Origin of the sequence: Pseudoalteromonas phenolica, assembly GCF_005876835.1 — a bacterium.
Lineage (GTDB): Bacteria > Pseudomonadota > Gammaproteobacteria > Enterobacterales > Alteromonadaceae > Pseudoalteromonas > Pseudoalteromonas phenolica_B.
Map to the genome: position 1 here is coordinate 175,046 of NZ_PPSW01000007.1, position 14,136 is coordinate 189,181.

The following is a 14,136-nucleotide window of genomic DNA, read 5'->3' on the forward strand; positions in this document are numbered from 1 at the left end:
CTGAGTGAAAAGCGTTAGAAGGCGCTAACGCTTTCTCTTTTAATCAGTTTTGTGTTGGCTGATAAATCAAAGTGCTTGATAGAGTTTCTTGCGGACCAATTTTAGCAGCACCACCGAGCACATATACTTCTCCGTTTAGGCTCACTTTACCGTGACCATGACGCGGAGCCGGTAAAGGTTCAATTTCCTGCCACTCGTCAATGTTAGGATCATACAAAAACACAGAGTTAAACACTTTGCCATCTTGCCAATTGCCGGTGTTTGAAAAAGCTTCGCCGCCCGAGACAATAATCTTGCCATCGATTACGGCAGCAGCAAGGCCCGCCGCGGCAATAGGTAAAGGTGCGCGAGTTTGCCAAGTTTCGGTTTGAGCATCGTACACTTCAACGGTGTTTAAGTTTTGTCGGTTTTCACCGCTAGTGCGACCACCTATCACATAAATATTATTCCCAATCACCGCACCAGCCGCTGAGGCGCGGGCTGTCGGTGCTGGCTTTGCTTTTCGCCAGTATGCATTATTCACCAACACATAGTGGGCGTTGGTGTCGATGTTTTGCGTCTCACCTCGTTTACGCGTTTTCCCGCCAATCACATGAATATTTTTACCGACATTTGCATAAACTGACTCGGCCATAGGAATAGGTAAAGAAGACGCACTCATCCAGCGACTCTTTCTGCTGTCTAGACGATACACAGCCCGCTGCGGCTGCCATGCATCCTCTTTAGGACCAGTAAAACCACCGATGGCATATACATAATGAATATTGCTCGTCATCCCCAAATGATGCCGTGACTCTGGTAAATCGGGCGCTTTTTCCCAAAACTGCTCTGAGGGATTTAAGATAAATACCTTTCGTGTCGGTCCTAAACCATAAAAACTGTCAGAATCTGTCTTGGTAAAGCCACCACCTATGAACACTCTATCCATAAATACTGCCGGATAGACTTCTTGAAAAGTAATCGGCAAGTCTGGTGCAGACTTCCACTGCGAAGGCGTGGGAGAGTCAGCCGCTAATGACTTTGCGCCTACTAGCATGCAAGTTAACAGTACTAATTTGTTTAAAAGCCTCACTAAAACTCCTTCGTCTCTGATCTGTTCATACATGATTATCACAAACATAACCGTCAATGTATTTATTTGGGTCCAACAACCAAATAAGTCATACAGAATTCTTTCATCTGAATGATTATAGAGCGAAATTTAGAAAACAGATCTCAATGAATGCAAACTCTAAGGTACAATCTCGCCTAATACAGAATGAGGAACTTTTAATGCAAGATGCTATTTATTTAATTTTGCCGACAGACCAGGTGGCAGTAACACTCAGTAAAGCTTTTTACACCACGCCTTCAGTTGACACTGAAGGTTTTATTCATGCATGTTCGGAGACGCAAATTAGTTACGTGTTGGCGCGCTTTTATAAAGACCAAGGTCCTTTATCATTGTTGAGAGTTGACCCAAACCTCATCAAATCTGAAGTTAAGTACGAAGGGGCTACTAATAACCCTGAGCTTGGGCTTTTTCCACATATTTATGGCCAGCTCAATACTGATGCGATTGTTGAAGTCACTGAGATTTAAGCTGTACAGTAGTAACGTGTTTGCCAGCCTCATATTTTTAAAACAAGTTTAGGAATAACATGAAAACCTTAACGATCGCGCTTATTATTTTGGGCTTTTTTCTTTCACTAAAATTTATCGACTCTTTGATCCATCGTTATGGCAATAAAAAAGGCGTCAGCATTTTCCGTATTAAATACATCAGTAAAACCATTTATATCGTCGCGCTGCTGTTTATTATTCCGCTAATTGTGAGTATTTCGGGGCTAGCCTACTCGCAAGTGGCGTTATTTATGTCGTCAGTGTTTGCTGTATTAGGTGTGGCACTTTTCGCCCAGTGGTCGATTTTAAGTAATATCACAGCCAGCTTAATCATCTTCTTCGGCTTTCCATATCGTGTTGGTGACAGAATTAAAGTCATGGACAAAGACGACGATATTTCAGGTGTAATTGAAGAGATTTCGCTGTTTCATATACTTATTCGCCGTGAAGATGAACTGATCACCTATCCAAATACACTGATTCTGCAAAAAGGGGTGATTAAAAACCCAAAGAAAGTAGAAGTTAAAAAACCGACGAGTTCAGATCAAAAGCTTGAAGATAAAAAGTCGGTTGATTCTAAAAGCTAATTAATCCGTTGAGAAATTAGTGTAGTGAACAAATTAGTTTGTTCACCACAAAAATACTTCATTCATAATGAAACGTATTGCTCTATAAAAACAAACTAACCTTTAGGCTTAGCTACAAAGGTCTTGTTTACGATTTTCCATGCATCATTAAATTTATAAAGCACCAAATAATCTATGTAATGGGTTTTTGATGTTTCGAAATTCAACTTAACCATGGCCATATGTTGGTCAACAACATCAATAGAAAGAATATGGGCTTGCCAATGGTCTTTAGTCGGCTGCTTAAATATCTTGGCAAAATCACCCAAAGTTTGACTGCGAATGCTTTGCTTGCCAGTTTCTTTATCTGTCACGATAGACTTTATATGACCATTTTCTAGCTCAAAAGCTTGCGCGATTAAGACTTCATCAGACTCTGCGATGCCTTTAAAGTAACTGTTTACCGTTTTAACAATATCGTTATGTTCAGCATTAAAGGTGGCTTTTGCACTACTTGCGCCAGAGAAAGACACCATAGCTACAAGCGCAATCGCTTGTAGACTAGATTTTAAATTCAACATAGGTGTTCCTTGAAAGTTAAGCACCTAGCCTCTCTCACCCTACTTACTATGTAAACGGCTAATAAGTAACAATTTATGTGTTTCTTTCTACAGAAGCTTGGTACAAATACTCAAAGAAAATAAGACGCACCAATGCTCACTAATAACAGCAATGCAAACGCAATTCTCAACCATTTTGCTTGCTCGGGTTTTGCAAAGAAAGGCCTGAGTTTACTGCCGATTGCCATCCATAATCCATCAACGATAACAGCAACAACAAAGCTAACCGTAGCAGTTAACATAGCACTGTAAACAGGAGAACTTGCTGGGATCATAAAGTTTGCAAAAATAGCTAAAAACGCGGCGTACGCTTTTGGGTTGATTAAATTTAATATAAAGCCATCTTTAAAGCTTGGCGCTGTCCCTGCTCTTTGCTCTATGCCGCTGGTGTTACTCGCGATCTTATACGCCACATAAATTAAGTAAGCGGTTGCGATACCTTGGCAGATGAGTTTGACCGTTGCGAATTGCTCAAACAAGCTACCTAACCCCAATGCCACTAAGCTAATTGCCACCAGCAAGCCGAGTAGAATACCAGCAAGAAATCCTAAACCTTGCTTAAAACCAAAACTGGCACCGACACCAGCGAGGGCAAGCGGTGCTGGCCCAGGTGAGCCTAATAGAAGTGCGGTAGTGAGTGCGAGGGTGGTAACTGCTTCTATCATTTATTCCTAATCCCTTTACTTTTAAAATATAAATACGGAGTGATTCAGTCATTAAAAAAGGCCCTCTCGGGCCTTGGGAGTATCACAACTCATGAACAATTTGCTTAAATTAACTTGAGTTCGAATTAACCTGAACTTGGGTTAAGAGATTTACCAATGCATAGAAGATTAAATAAACCTTTTCCAACTAAGTCTCCAGCCGGAAACTTTTAGAGATAACAAGGCGAATTTACGCGTCAATAGCTAGCCTATTGCAAGTGAATTCAACGCAGTTAGCATTAAAAGTAGCCGCTGGAGATAAGTTTATTATTCCTAGTTCAGGTTAACCTAGTCCTGCGGTACGCGTACTGAGCCTTCCATTAGCACTCTTGCGCTTCGGCTCATGACCGCTTTTTCAGCTAGCCATTTACCATCAACAGGTTTTGCAGCTGCACCGACTTTTAATGTGCCCGATGGGTGACCAAAGGTGACGCTTTCACGCTCAGTGCCACCAGCAGCCAAATTCACTATGGTGCCAGGAATTGCAGCAGCCGTCGCAATTGCAACAGCCGCTGTGCCCATCATGGCGTGGTGAAGCTTGCCCATAGAAAGTGCACGGACACACACATCGATATCAGACTCAGCAATCGCTTTACCACTTGAGGCGGTGTAAGCCTGAGCAGGTGCAGCAAACGCAATTTTAGGCGTATGCTGACGCACTTTTGCTTCTGCGATATCTTTGATCAAACCCATTTTCACTGCACCATGAGCACGAATGGTTTCAAAGCGTTCAAGCACGGCTGCATCGCTGTTAATGGCTTCTTGTAACTCTGTGCCTGTGTAACCTAAGTCTTCTGCATTGAAAAATAGGGTTGGAATACCTGCGTTGATCATGGTCACAGGAAAAGTACCAATACCTGGCACTTCAAGACTGTCAATCAAGTTACCTGATGGGAACATATCGCCTTCACCGTCAGCTGGGTCCATAAACTCAACCACGACTTCGGCAGCAGGGAAAGTCACGCCATCTAACTCAAAATCACCGGTTTCTTGCACCTCACCATTGGTCATAGGAATGTGCGCAATAATGGTTTTTTTGATGTTGGCTTGCCAAATACGCACAACCGCGATGCCGTTTTCAGGCACACGTTCAGCGTCAACTAAGCCGTTACTGATCGCAAATGCGCCTACCGCAGCGGTTAAGTTACCGCAATTTCCGCTCCAATCGATAAAAGGCTTATCAATTGCAACCTGACCAAATAGGTAATCTACATCGTGATCTGGCACATCACTTTTTGCCAGAATCACAGTTTTACTGGTGCTTGACGTTGCACCGCCCATACCATCGGTGTGTTTTGCGTATGGATCAGGGCTGCCAATCACGCGCAGCAATAAATTGTCGCGTGCCTCACCTGCAACTTGCGCCGCGGCTGGTAAATCAGCAAGGTTAAAAAAGACGCCCTTACTGGTGCCGCCACGCATATAAGTTGCAGGCACTTTAATTTGTGGTTTGAAAGCCATTTAAAAATCCTTCAAAAGCGAATGAGAAAGCCTCATTCACTTATTTATTAATTATTAGCTTCTAAAAAGTCTTGTGCGAATCTTTGAAGAACACCACCTGCCGCGTAAATTGATACTTCTTCTGCTGTATCAAGACGACATAGCATAGGCACTTCTACACGCTCGCCATTTTGACGATTAACCAATAAAGTTAATGTTGCACCCGGGCTTGGCTCACCAATAACGTCATAGGTTTCAGTACCGTCAAGACCCAGTGTTTTTCGGGTTGTACCGGCTGCGAATTGCAGAGGTAATACACCCATTCCGATTAAGTTTGTACGGTGAATACGCTCAAAACCTTCTGCTGCAATCACTTCAACACCCGCTAAACGCACACCTTTGGCCGCCCAGTCACGTGATGAACCCTGACCATAGTCCGCACCTGCAACAATAATCAACGGTTGCTTGCGTTCCATGTAGGTTTCGATGGCTTCCCACATGCGCGTTACTTTGCCCTCAGGCTCAATACGTGCCAGTGAGCCTTGCTTCACTTCACCGTTTTCGTCTAACACCATTTCGTTAAACAATTTCGGGTTTGCAAAGGTTGCACGTTGCGCCGTTAAGTGGTCGCCACGGTGGGTTGCGTAAGAGTTAAAGTCTTCTTCTGGCAGACCCATTTTCGCCAAGTATTCACCAGCAGCACTACTTGCCATAATTGCATTTGAAGGAGATAGGTGATCGGTGGTGATGTTGTCACCTAGTACGGCAAGTGGACGCATGCCTTTCATGGTACGCTCAGCTGCCAATGCACCTTCCCAATAAGGAGGACGGCGAATGTAGGTACTCATTTTGCGCCAATCATATAGCGGGTCGTTCTTCTCGCCATAATCGACGTTTAAGTCAAACATTGGCTCATATACTTGGCGGAATTGCTCTGGCTTCACGCTTTTAGCGATAACTGCATCGATCTCTTCATCCGTTGGCCACAAATCTTTGAGGGTAACAGGGTTACCGTTTTGGTCATGTCCCAGTACATCTTTTTCGATGTCAAAACGAATGGTTCCTGCAATCGCATACGCCACAACCAGTGGTGGAGACGCTAAGAAAGCTTGTTTTGCATAAGGGTGAATACGACCATCAAAGTTACGGTTACCCGACAGTACCGCCGTTGAGTATAAGTCACGGTCGATGATCTCTTGTTGGATTTTCGGGTCTAACGCACCGCTCATACCGTTACAAGTTGTACACGCAAATGCCACAACACCAAAACCAAGTTGCTCTAATTCAGGTAATAACTCTGCATCTTCAAGATACATTTTTACCGTCTTAGAACCTGGCGCCAGTGATGATTTAACCCAAGGCTTACGAGTTAAACCCTTTGCGTTGGCATTACGTGCAAGTAGGCCAGCGGCAATTACGTTGCGCGGGTTAGAAGTATTGGTACAGCTGGTGATAGCTGCGATGATCACCGCGCCATCTGGCATTTTGCCTTCTTCGTTTTCAACTGTGCCTGCAATACCCGCTGCAGCAAGTTCTGAAGTAGATACACGGCGGTGTGGGTTAGAAGGGCCTGCGATATTACGACCAACTGTTGATAAATCAAAAGTTAAAACGCGCTCATATTCAGCGGTTTCTAAGCTGTCTGCCCAAAGGCCAGTTTCTTTCGCATAGCTTTCAACAAGCTGAACTTGCTCGTCGTCACGACCTGTGATCTTTAAATAATCGATGGTGTGTTGGTCGATGTAGAACATCGCCGCTGTTGCACCATATTCTGGCGTCATGTTTGAGATGGTTGCACGGTCGCCAAGTGTTAAGCTTGCCGCACCTTCACCATAAAACTCTAAGTAAGCGCCGACTACTTTTTCAGCTCTTAAAAATTCAGTGATTGCGAGTACGATATCCGTTGCGGTTATGCCCGGTTGTGCTTTACCTGTTAGCTCAACACCGACAATATCTGGTAGGCGCATGTAAGAAGCACGACCTAACATGACGCTTTCGGCTTCAAGACCACCTACACCTACTGCAATTACACCGAGTGCATCAACGTGTGGCGTATGGCTGTCAGTACCAACCAGTGTATCTGGGAATGCTACACCGTCGCGGGCATGGATAACCGGCGACATTTTCTCTAGGTTGATTTGGTGCATGATGCCGTTACCCGGTTGGATAACGTCAACGTTTTTAAATGCAGTTTTTGTCCAGTTAATAAAGTGGAAGCGGTCTTCGTTACGACGGTCTTCAATGGCACGGTTTTTCTCGAATGCATCTTTTTCAAAACCAGCGTGCTCAACCGCCAGCGAGTGGTCGACGATAAGCTGAGTCGGAACCACTGGATTAACTTTAGAAGGATCACCGCCTTTTGCAGCAATTGCATCACGTAAGCCGGCAAGGTCAACAAGGGCGGTTTGGCCCAAGATATCGTGACACACAACACGTGCAGGAAACCAAGGGAAATCAAGGTCACGCTTTCTGTCAATTAACTGAGATAAACTTGCATCTAGCTTTTCAGGCTCACAACGGCGAACTAGGTTTTCTGCAAGTACACGCGATGTGTAAGGGAGTGTGGCGTACGCGCCCGGTTTAATGGCATCAACAGCTTCACGGGTATCGTAATAAGCGAGTTGTGAGTTGGGTAAGATCTTACGGTATTTGGTATTCATAACTTTCTGACTTCTTTATCCCATCGTCTTTCAAATTACATAGGTTTTAGCTGCCTACGTGAAATATAAAATCCATAGGGTAAAACTTAAACACTTGGCTTAAGTTGGAGTGACGGTAGTGAGTGACAAAGTCAAACTCTGTCACTCGAACTTTAAATTAACGCTCTGAAATTGGCGTTACAGGGCGTAGCTCTTCACCTGTATATTCCGCAGAAGGACGGATAATACGGTTGTCAGCACGTTGTTCCATCACGTGTGCAGCCCAGCCAGTTAGACGAGACATTACGAAGATAGGCGTGAATAGCTTAGTCGGAATACCCATGAAGTTGTATGCAGATGCGTGGAAGAAATCAGCGTTACAAAAAAGCTTCTTCTCACGCCACATGACTTCTTCACAACGTACTGATACAGGGTAAAGTACGTCATCACCCACATCTGCCGCTAGCTTTTCAGACCAGTCTTTGATGATTTCATTACGAGGATCTGATTCTGAGTAAATCGCGTGACCGAAGCCCATGATTTTTTCTTTACGCTCAAGTTTACCCATCATTTCAGCTTCAGCATGATCTGGTGAAGTAAAGCCTTCAATTAGCTCCATCGCTGCTTCGTTAGCACCACCGTGTAGTGGACCACGAAGTGAACCAATCGCACCCGTTACACATGAGTGCATATCAGAAAGCGTCGATGCACACACGCGCGCTGTGAAGGTAGACGCATTAAACTCATGCTCTGCATAAAGAATTAAAGACACATGCATAACTTGCTCGTGTAATTCTTTGGCTTTTTCGCCGTGTAGCATTGTAAGGAAGTGACCACCAATTGAATCATCATCGGTTTCAACGTCAACACGCACGCCATCATGGCTAAAACGGTACCAATAACAAATGATACTTGGGAAAACCGCTAGCATGCGATCAGTTACTTGGTCTTGCTCATCAAATGTTGCTTCACCTTCAAGGTTGCCTAGCATTGAACAACCCGTGCGTAACACATCCATTGGGTGTGCATCTGCTGGAATGCGCTCTAGTACATCTTTAAGGGCTTGAGGCAGACCGCGCATTGCACGTAGTTTGTCTTTATACGCGTCTAGCTCTGTTTGAGTTGGTAGGTGACCTTTTAAAATAAGGTGCGCCACTTCTTCAAACTGACAATTTGCTGCTAAATCTTTTACGTCGTAACCACGGTAAGTTAGGCCAGAACCTGATACGCCTACTGTTGATAATGCTGTTTTACCCGCTACTTGTCCGCGTAGGCCTGCACCGCTTAGTACTTTTGCCATGATGTTGTCTCCTGAAATTTTTACCTGCTAATGGTGAATTTTTTTGGGTAAGCCTCATTGTGCTCACCTCATAATTACTGCTTTTAATTATTTATTTTTGCCTTCGGCGAACAACGCATCAAGCTTCTGCTCGTAGTCGTGATAGCCAAGGTAATCATAAAGATCCATACGCGTTTGCATGGTATCGATAACAGCTTTTTGATCGCCGTTTTGTAAAATGCTTTGATAAACTAACTCTGCCGCTTTGTTCATTGCACGGAAAGCACTTAATGGGTAAAGCACCATATCTACGCCCCACTCACCAAGCTCTTCTTTATTCCAAAGCTCTGTTTTACCAAATTCTGTGATGTTCGCTAAAATTGGCACATCAAGCGCTTCGCTAAATGCACGATAGTGCTCTTCCGTTTGTACGGCTTCTGCAAAAATGCCATCAGCACCCGCTGCAACATAGGCTTTTGCACGCTTAATCGCCGCATCTAAGCCTTCTTGTGCGAATGAATCTGTACGCGCCATGATGAAGAAATCAGGATCGGTACGCGCATCGACTGCCGCTTTAATACGATCAACCATTTCTTCTGTTGAAACGATCTCTTTATTTGGGCGGTGACCACAACGTTTTTGTGCAACTTGGTCTTCCATATGCACGGCTGCAGCACCGGATTTTTCCATATCACGAACTGTTTTTGCGATATTGAACGCACCGCCCCAGCCGGTGTCGATATCAACCATCAGAGGCAGGTCACATGCAGAGGTAATACGCTGTACGTCAGCAATAACGTCGTTTAGAGAAGTCATACCTAAATCAGGAAGGCCATAAGAGGCATTTGCAACACCGCCACCTGATAAGTAAATTGCTTGGTGGCCAATTTTCTTCGCCATCATTGCACTGTAGGCATTAATTGTGCCCACGATCTGCAGTGGTTGGTTGGCTTTTAATGCATCGCGGAATTTTTTACCCGCACTGATAGTTCCTGTTGTCATCTTGATGATCTCTCTGGTTATCCTGAAAATGTGTGTAAGAAGCTCACTGGTTTAGCTTGGCTTCGATATTATTTTTTGAATACATAATGTGTCGGCGCATCAACATTTCGGCGAGCTCTGGGTCGCGATTGCTGATGGCTTGCACTATATGTTTATGCTCATCAAAAGCGGTACTCACACGAGGACCCGCCATGCCTAACTGCACGCGATACATACGCACTAAGTGATATAGGCCATTGACCAACATATTAATTAAATGATTATTTTTGCTGCCGAGAATAATGCGGTAATGAAAATCTAAATCGCCCGCTTCTTGATAATAGCGCTCAGTGGTTTTGATATTTTCTGATTGGCTATTTAGGAGTAATTTCAACTCTGCCACTTCCTCATCAGACATATTAGTTGCAGCAAGGCGCGCCGCCATGCCCTCAAGTGACTCACGCACTTGGTAAAGTTCAATTAACCCCTCAGGGCTTAATGCCACTACACGTGCACCCACATTTGGCTTGCGCTCAACCAAGTTACAGCTTTCTAAACGGTTAATTGCTTCTCGAACTACTGCACGGCTCACTTCATATTTTGTCGACAACTCAGTTTCACTGAGTTTTGCTGATGCTGGGATTTCCCCCTCTACAATCTCTTTTCTTAAGCGAAAAAACGCTTTATCTGAGGCTGTTACAGCATTTTCTTGAAAAATCGACATAGTAAATCTTAAAAGCCGTGTTTAATAAGTTGTAGACAATATAGTAGTGCTTTACGTGCACGTCAACCTAGAAACGACAAGATTGTCGACAATACTTGGGTATAGTGTTTATAAGTTTGGTGAATATTGGGGTGGTGGGGGGTGTATAGATTAGATTATAGGTAAAGAGGTTTTTGTTGGGGGTTTAAGTTAAGAAGCTAAGTTCACTCTATTGAGAAATGAAATAAGTGAGTTTAATGTTGTAATACATCCATGTAGCTACGCCCATCGGGTATCCATACCCTCACTTCCTCGTGCTGCGAAACTTCGTTTCGGTCTTGATAAGAGTTGATTTGTAATACTTCCATGTAGCTTGGGTTGGGTCCGGTTCGGCCATCCGAGGCCTCACGCTCAACGCTAGTCTTGCTGCGCGCACTATAAATGAAAAATTTTGGATGCTGTGTTGTTTTACATCCATGTAGCTACGTCCATCGGGTATCCATACCCTCACCTCCTCGTGCTGCGAAACTTCGTTTCGGTCACTCGTCGCCCTTGCGCAAGAGTAACCTTGCTTCGATAGGGTGTCTGGTTCTAATGTAGTTAAATCTGCTCTTTTCACCTTGAACTTCTGATCTGAGAAAAGCTCAAACCCGGCTAAAATTGCTCTCTTCACCTTGCGCAAAAGTAACCTACTCCGTAGGTATATTTTGCACGGACATAAAAAAAGCAAGCTAGTGCTTGCTTTCTTGTTAAGTGATTAACACTTAAAGTACAGTGATGTTCTCAGCTTGTGGGCCTTTTTGACCTGTAGCTAATGTGAACTCTACTTTCTGACCTTCAACTAAAGTGCGGAAACCGTCACCTTTGATAGCGCTGAAGTGTGCGAAAACATCTGGACCATTTTCTTGTGCAATGAAACCAAAACCTTTTGACTCGTTAAACCACTTAACGGTACCAGTAACTGTATTAGACATAATATGTATATCCTGATCTTTAAAATTAACTATGCCCTTGTGGGCGCATAGAGCAAAAACTAGACGGTACTTAAAAACTTCAGGACGGTACTACAAGTATGACTCATACAATAACGTGGTGGAAATTTATAAACACTGACAAATTTTTGTCTGTCTTCATAGTAAAGCCCTCTCAAGCTAAGTCAAACGATTTTAGGTCAAAAAATGATTAATTTTTAATTACAGGTAGATCTCTCACACAGTATAAGGCATACGCTTACATGCGCTATTATTGTATATAAATCAATATAGTTATGATCCGTCAATTAAACCGGGTGATAAATTGGCTTAAGTCACAGGCGTTTTAAAGCTGAATACTTATTGAGCACATTAAGTTCTAAGCTTGCTTATTTATTTAGAGCATAAGGGCGGTTTAAGGCAAAATTAAATCTGATATCATGCCATTTAAAATAGCCTTAATTTTTGTGTATCCGATGACCTACCAGCATGACTTTATAGACTCTATTTCAAATATTTCGGAGCATACTTGGAACTCACTGACAAATGACCATGTATTTTCCGGTTATGCTTGGCTAAGTGCGTTAGAAAAAAGCGGATGCGTCAATCTACAAACAGGTTGGCAGCCTCAGCACCTTGTCATTAAACAAAGCGATCATATTGTGGCTATCTTACCTGGCTATTTAAAAGACCACTCTTATGGTGAATACGTCTTTGATTGGGCATTTGCTGAAGCCTATGAAAGATATGGGCTAGAGTATTACCCTAAATGGCTATGTGGTGTGCCTTTTACCCCAGTGCAAGGTCCTCGCATTCTTTGCAAACACATCACGCCTGAATTAATAAGTTACATAGAGACAGCATTACTTGCGTTAAGAGAGGAACACTTCAGTGGCATTCATCTTAACTTTTTATCTGAACACACACATTTTACCAATACCACATTGATCCCAAGACGCAATGTGCAATTTCACTGGCAAAATAAAGGTTATCAAAACTTCAGTGACTTTTTATCAGCGCTTAATGCTCGAAAGCGAAAAATGCTCAGTAAAGAGCGATTAAAAGTACAACAACAAAATTTAACCATTCGCTGGTTTTCTGGTGACGAGATTAATGACGCCTTACTTGACGCTTTTTACTTAAGTTACCGTCTCACCTATTTAAAACGCTCGGGTCATAACGGTTATTTAAATCGCGAATTTTTCGCCTTGATAATAAAAAACTTACCGCATGACGTTCGTTTATGCTGCGCGTTCAAAGATGATGCTATTGTCGCCACAAGCCTTTATTTTGTTTCAGGCGACACTTTGTACGGCCGCTATTGGGGCGCAATTGAATCTCAGTATGACTCTCTACACTTTGAGCTCTGTTATTACCAAGGCATTGAACTTGCGATAAAAGAAGGCATTGTTACTTTTGATGCCGGCGCGCAAGGCGAGCATAAGCTCGCCCGTGGCTTTGAACCCGTTTGGCGCCACTCTTACCACACCTTGTTTAGACCTGAGTTTAAAATCGCGCTACAAGACTATTGCGAAAGAGAAACCCAAGCCTTACAGCAGTACTTTATTGAATGTGAAGCGAAATTACCGTTTAAACACCAATAGTCGGTTATTCGCTGGCATTTCATGGTCTTGAACTAACTCAAAGCCTTGTTTCTTTGCCAAAGACACAACCCATTCTTGATCTCGAATACCACTTTGTGAGTCTCTTGCCCTTAACATGGCATCGAAGCCTTGATTGCTTTCACTGGTAAACTGCCCATTGTAGTTAAACGGGCCATAAATGAATAAATGACTTTGCGAATGACTGTGTTTAGCGGCACCTATGATTAGCTTTTCAACCAAAAGCTCAGACACAATATGAAGTGTGTTCGCGGTGTAAATTGCATCGTACTTTTCAGTCACAGGCCAATCATGGTTTAAATCTAGTGTCATTGGTGCAATTAAATTACTCAGCTTAGCCTCATCTAACCATGCGTTAATCCCTTCATGATGTATGGCTTGATCTGCCGTTTGCCAAATTATATTCGGTAGATGCTTTGCAAAATGCACCGCATGCTGTCCGGTACCGCTTCCTATTTCTAAAATATCTTCTTTGCCAATTAGATAAGATTTTAACTTACTCAGAATTGGGTCTTTATTGTTTTCACACGCTTGAGAATATGGCTTTGTCATAGTCGTTTTGCACTAAATTGAGGAGTTATTGCCCGTTATTGATGCAATTAATTTAAGAAATAGCAAGCGAGATCAATAAATCTTTTCTATAACTACTTAAAGTGTCTACATAAGTTTTTCTTGGTACAACTTCTGCAAAACAAACTACACAGAAATACCAATACTTCAAAGCGTGCAACTCGAGGAGAGATAAGATGAAGATTTCAGAGATCACCCAAATGCCATCTGAATTAAAAAGCCAAGGCGTCATTAAAGAGAATAACGAAGAAGACTTAAAGAAAAGTAATTCTTACAAACAAGAAGTCGCGAATCTTATGCAGCTCGAAGAGCAAGAGAAAGAACATACAGAGCAAAGCTTTTTGTATGGTTATAATTAATACCATTACGCCAAATCAAAAAAAGCGCAGCCAATTGGCTGCGCATTTAGGTTGGAAGAAATTTAATACTTGCTAATAAG

At 43.0% G+C, this 14,136-nt stretch carries 14 protein-coding genes; 4 read left to right on the forward strand and 10 right to left on the reverse strand.

The window, feature by feature from the left end; all coding sequences use genetic code 11:
* Positions 1–43: 43 nt before the first annotated feature.
* Positions 44–1,072 (reverse strand): Kelch repeat-containing protein, encoded by a 1,029-nt coding sequence (locus C1E24_RS04570; protein ID WP_138479166.1) that lies wholly within the window; start codon positions 1,070–1,072, stop codon positions 44–46.
* Positions 1,073–1,272: 200 nt separating this feature from the next.
* Here C1E24_RS04570 and C1E24_RS04575 point away from each other — a divergent pair, with 200 nt between their 5' ends.
* Both C1E24_RS04575 and C1E24_RS04580 read left to right on the forward strand, forming a co-directional pair.
* The gene (locus C1E24_RS04575; RefSeq protein WP_171040781.1) at positions 1,273–1,581 is read left to right on the forward strand and encodes a DUF952 domain-containing protein; all 309 of its coding nucleotides are present in this window, start codon (positions 1,273–1,275) and stop codon (positions 1,579–1,581) included.
* A 59-nt stretch (positions 1,582–1,640) separates the two neighbouring features.
* Complete coding sequence (locus tag C1E24_RS04580; protein ID WP_138479169.1) at positions 1,641–2,189, forward strand: mechanosensitive ion channel family protein; 549 nt, start codon at positions 1,641–1,643, stop codon at positions 2,187–2,189.
* A gap of 95 nt (positions 2,190–2,284) precedes the next feature.
* On the opposite strand, the gene C1E24_RS04585 is transcribed toward C1E24_RS04580, so the two are convergent.
* The 8 genes from C1E24_RS04585 to C1E24_RS04620 all read right to left on the reverse strand — a co-directional run bounded on the left by C1E24_RS04585 (position 2,285) and on the right by C1E24_RS04620 (position 11,508).
* Positions 2,285–2,749 carry a nuclear transport factor 2 family protein gene (locus tag C1E24_RS04585; protein WP_138479171.1) on the reverse strand — a complete coding sequence of 155 codons (465 nt, stop codon included), beginning with the start codon at positions 2,747–2,749 and terminating at the stop codon, positions 2,285–2,287.
* A gap of 110 nt (positions 2,750–2,859) precedes the next feature.
* Positions 2,860–3,453 carry a LysE family translocator gene (locus tag C1E24_RS04590; protein ID WP_138479173.1) on the reverse strand — a complete coding sequence of 198 codons (594 nt, stop codon included), beginning with the start codon at positions 3,451–3,453 and terminating at the stop codon, positions 2,860–2,862.
* Positions 3,454–3,780: 327 nt separating this feature from the next.
* Entirely contained in the window at positions 3,781–4,953 is a 1,173-nt protein-coding gene (gene prpF, locus C1E24_RS04595; RefSeq protein ID WP_138479175.1) for a 2-methylaconitate cis-trans isomerase PrpF, read from the reverse strand.
* Positions 4,954–5,000: 47 nt separating this feature from the next.
* A complete protein-coding gene (gene acnD, locus C1E24_RS04600; protein WP_138479177.1) occupies positions 5,001–7,592 on the reverse strand; it encodes a Fe/S-dependent 2-methylisocitrate dehydratase AcnD in 2,592 nt (863 codons plus the stop codon).
* A 157-nt stretch (positions 7,593–7,749) separates the two neighbouring features.
* The gene (prpC, locus tag C1E24_RS04605; protein WP_138479179.1) at positions 7,750–8,871 is read right to left on the reverse strand and encodes a bifunctional 2-methylcitrate synthase/citrate synthase; all 1,122 of its coding nucleotides are present in this window, start codon (positions 8,869–8,871) and stop codon (positions 7,750–7,752) included.
* Between the two features lie 87 nt (positions 8,872–8,958).
* Positions 8,959–9,837 (reverse strand): methylisocitrate lyase, encoded by an 879-nt coding sequence (gene prpB, locus C1E24_RS04610; protein ID WP_138479633.1) that lies wholly within the window; start codon positions 9,835–9,837, stop codon positions 8,959–8,961.
* 58 nt (positions 9,838–9,895) lie between these two features.
* Complete coding sequence (locus tag C1E24_RS04615; protein ID WP_138479181.1) at positions 9,896–10,555, reverse strand: GntR family transcriptional regulator; 660 nt, start codon at positions 10,553–10,555, stop codon at positions 9,896–9,898.
* Between the two features lie 743 nt (positions 10,556–11,298).
* Complete coding sequence (locus C1E24_RS04620; RefSeq protein ID WP_058031834.1) at positions 11,299–11,508, reverse strand: cold-shock protein; 210 nt, start codon at positions 11,506–11,508, stop codon at positions 11,299–11,301.
* Between the two features lie 437 nt (positions 11,509–11,945).
* Here C1E24_RS04620 and C1E24_RS04625 point away from each other — a divergent pair, with 437 nt between their 5' ends.
* Entirely contained in the window at positions 11,946–13,109 is a 1,164-nt protein-coding gene (locus C1E24_RS04625) for a GNAT family N-acetyltransferase (RefSeq protein ID WP_240721943.1), read from the forward strand.
* Here C1E24_RS04625 and C1E24_RS04630 read toward each other — a convergent pair.
* Positions 13,089–13,679 (reverse strand): DUF938 domain-containing protein, encoded by a 591-nt coding sequence (locus C1E24_RS04630; protein ID WP_138479183.1) that lies wholly within the window; start codon positions 13,677–13,679, stop codon positions 13,089–13,091. The genes C1E24_RS04625 and C1E24_RS04630 overlap by 21 nt on opposite strands.
* A gap of 194 nt (positions 13,680–13,873) precedes the next feature.
* On the opposite strand from C1E24_RS04630, the gene C1E24_RS04635 reads away from it, so the two are divergent.
* Complete coding sequence (locus C1E24_RS04635; protein WP_138479185.1) at positions 13,874–14,056, forward strand: hypothetical protein; 183 nt, start codon at positions 13,874–13,876, stop codon at positions 14,054–14,056.
* Positions 14,057–14,136 lie beyond the last annotated feature (80 nt).